Consider the following 3414-nt stretch of genomic DNA (forward strand, 5'->3'; position numbering starts at 1 on the left):
CGATGCAGGCGAGCGCCGCAACGGCCAGCACCGGATGCATGGTGCCGGGTGCGGCGACCAGGCCGACCAGCGCGGTAAACACCACGAGGAACATGACCCGCGGCTTGAGCAGCGCGGCATAATCGGCGACATCGCCCCCGGGGGCGATGTCGAGTTTGCCTGGAATCGCTTGGATGGCGGCGTCGGACATCGAACTACTCACTCAAGCGCCTCTCGATTCGCTGCACGCTCACTTGATGCGCGGCAGCGTATTGAAGGTGTGGAACGGCGGCGGCGAAGGCAGCGTCCATTCGAGCGTCGTGGCGCCCGGCCCCCAAGGATTGTCGGCGGCCTTCTGCTTGCGCGCGAACTGAGCAATGATTCCGTAGAGGAACACCAGGAAGCCAGCGAACGCGATATAGGCGCCGATCGAGGAGACAAAGTTCCAGCCCGCATAGGCATCCGGATAGTCCGCGTAACGGCGCGGCATGCCGGCGGCACCGAGGAAGTGCTGCGGGAAGAAGGCGAGATTCGCGCCGATGAACATCAGCCAGAAGTGAAGCTTGCCGATCGCCTCGGAGTACATGTAGCCCGTCATCTTCGGCGACCAGTAATACCAGCCGGCGAAGAGCGAGAAGACCGCACCAAGCGACAACACGTAGTGGAAATGGGCCACCACATAATAGGTGTCGTGGTACGAGCGGTCGACGCCGGCATTCGACAGCACCACGCCGGTGACGCCGCCGATGGTGAATAAGAAGATGAAGCCGAGCGCCCAGAGCATGGGCGTCTTGAACGACAGCGAGCCGCCCCACATGGTCGCGATCCACGAGAAGATCTTCACGCCCGTGGGTACGGCGATGACCATGGTGGCGAACACGAAATATGCTTGCGTGTTCACGTCGAGGCCCGCGGCGTACATGTGATGCGCCCAGACGACGAAGCCGATCACGCCGATGGCGACCATGGCGTACGCCATGCCGAGATAGCCGAACACCGGCTTGCGGGAGAAGGTCGCCACGATCTGGCTGACGATGCCGAAGCCCGGAAGAATGAGGATGTACACTTCCGGGTGGCCGAAGAACCAGAATAGATGCTGCCACAGCAGCGGATCGCCGCCATGAGCGGAATCGAAGAACGCCGTGCCGAAGTTGCGGTCGGTCAGCAGCATGGTTATGGCGCCGGCCAGCACCGGGAGCGACAGCAGCAGCAGGAAGGCCGTCACCAGAACCGACCACACGAAGAGCGGCATCTTGTGCAGGGTCATGCCGGGTGCGCGCATGTTGAAGATGGTCGTGATGAAGTTGATGGCGCCGAGGATCGAGGAAGCACCGGCCAGATGGATTGCCAGAATGGCGAAGTCCATGGCGATACCGGGCGTGCCCGAGGTGCTCAGCGGCGCGTAAATGGTCCAGCCGCCGCCGACGCCGGTCGAAACCGGAGCACCGGGCATGAACAGCGACAGGACGAGCAGCACGAAGGCCATGGCCAGCAGCCAGAACGAGATGTTGTTCATGCGCGGGAAGGCCATGTCGGGCGCGCCGATCATGAGCGGCATCATCCAGTTGCCGAAGCCGCCCATGGTTGCCGGCATCACCATGAAGAACACCATGATGAGGCCGTGCGCGGTGACGAAAACGTTGAACAGCTCGGGATTGCCGAAGATCTGCATGCCCGGCTCCATGAGCTCGGCGCGCATGCCCATCGACAGCAGACCGCCGACGATGCCTCCGATGATGGCCAAGACAAGGTACATCGTGCCGATGTCCTTGTGGTTGGTGGAGAACAGCCAGCGACCCACGCCATATGGATGATCGTCGTGATCGTGATGAGCGGCTTCTGCCTGGGCGTTGTGAGCCATGACTGTCTTCCCTTATCGTCCTTGTCTTCTTGCGCTCTCGGTCGTCCTAGACCGCCTGTCGATTGGTCGGCCGCCGCTTAGTCTTGCGTGGCCGCCACCTTGCCTTCCGTATCGATTGCGGCCGTCTTATTCTCGGCGAGCCAAGCATCGTACTCGTCTTGGGAGACGACACGAACGGCAATCGGCATGAAGGCGTGATTGCGGCCGCACAACTCCGAGCACTGGCCGTAGTACCAGCCTTCCTTCTCGGCGCGGAACCATGTCTGCTGAAGGCGTCCCGGCACGGCGTCGAGCTTGACGCCGAAGGACGGTACGGCCCAGTCGTGAATTACATCGTTGGATTTCAGGCCGACGACGACGTTGGCGCCGACGGGCACGACCACTTCGCGGTCCACGCTGAGGAGACGCGGCTGGCCGGGTTTGAGATTGGCCTCCGGCACCATGATCGAATCGAAGCGGATGTCTTCATCCGGATACTCGTAGCTCCAGTACCACTGGCTGCCGGTCGCGGTGATGGTCACATCGGGCTTCGGGAAGTCGTATTGGGCGAACAGCAGCCGGAACGACGGAATGGCGATGGCGACGAGAATGAGAATCGGGATCACCGTCCAGGCAACCTCTAGCGGGGTGTTGTGCGAGGTCCGGGACGGGTCGGGATTGCGGCGCTCATTGAAGCGCACCATCACGTAAATCATCAGCGCCAGAACGAAGAGCGCGATGAGGGTGATGATGATGGTGACGTAGGTGTGGAAGTCGGTGATCTGCTCCATGACGGGCGTCGCCCCTTGGAAGCCCAACTGCCATGGGGACGGCTGCCCCATGCCGGCGAAGGCAGAACCGCTCGCGGCGAGGCCGACAAGCGCAGCAAGAACCGTCAATGCACGATGGAAGATCGCCATCCCTTCACTCCTAAAGCCTGCTCCCGGGCCGGCCCTCCCAGAAGTGAGGGGCAGCGCGATTTTCGTTGGGCATGGGCAACCTCGCCCACACCGCTTCTCGCAAGGGCGGCGCAAATACTATAGGCGCAGAATTTAGGCGTCGCCCCCGCTGATCCGTTCTTTCTGCCAGCCCGCATCAGCGATGTAGCTGGAGTTCTTTTGTGTTTTTAAAATCATAAAGGATATAGATTGGCAACACTCATGATTCAGTTTGCCCGTGCGGCAAATGCACGCTTGACGTTGAGTTTCAAGCCCTTACCACGGCACTTTCCGGACCGTGGCAGATTTCGGTCAGAAGATCCCGCCGAAATTTGGCCCCATTACTCGGCGATGGCCGTTTTCCATGCCGCACATCGCCGCTTCACAAGGACCCGGGTCGCGATCTAGTAGTGCGGACTCGTATTCGCACTTGCAAAGGCGCGCTCGCCGGTCCTTCTGATGCCCATGGCCCTCACGCCCAGATCCGACTCACACGGCCCAAGGCGCCGCACGCTCGCGACGCTCGGCCTGACGCTGGCGTTTCTGCTCGGATTCGGCAGCCAAGTGAGCGCGCAAGGCGCGGCGCCGGATGCCTCCCCCGGCGCACCGGGCCGGGGAGCCGTGGTGCGCGACGACTCACGGGGCGTGGCGAGGTCA

3 protein-coding genes and 1 pseudogene are annotated in these 3414 nt (G+C 62.0%); 1 reads left to right on the top strand and 3 read right to left on the bottom strand.

Annotated features, from left to right (window positions below):
* The 3 genes and pseudogenes from AUC71_RS04560 to coxB form a co-directional block, all read right to left on the bottom strand.
* Nucleotides 1-190 (bottom strand): annotated as a pseudogene (locus tag AUC71_RS04560) (heme o synthase); the annotation flags it as partial.
* A gap of 39 nt (nt 191-229) precedes the next feature.
* Nucleotides 230-1840, bottom strand: coding sequence for a cytochrome c oxidase subunit I (gene ctaD / locus AUC71_RS04565; RefSeq protein WP_069623306.1), 1611 nt, complete (start codon nt 1838-1840; stop codon nt 230-232).
* Nucleotides 1841-1917: 77 nt separating this feature from the next.
* Nucleotides 1918-2739, bottom strand: a complete 822-nt coding sequence (gene coxB, locus AUC71_RS04570; protein ID WP_069623307.1) for a cytochrome c oxidase subunit II — start codon at nt 2737-2739, stop codon at nt 1918-1920.
* Between the two features lie 483 nt (nt 2740-3222).
* Here coxB and AUC71_RS20160 point away from each other — a divergent pair.
* A partial coding sequence (locus AUC71_RS20160; RefSeq protein ID WP_204376629.1) for a hypothetical protein occupies nt 3223-3414 on the top strand: 192 nt, incomplete at its 3' end.

The sequence above is a fragment of the Methyloceanibacter marginalis genome, from assembly GCF_001723295.1.
Lineage (GTDB): Bacteria > Pseudomonadota > Alphaproteobacteria > Rhizobiales > Methyloligellaceae > Methyloceanibacter > Methyloceanibacter marginalis.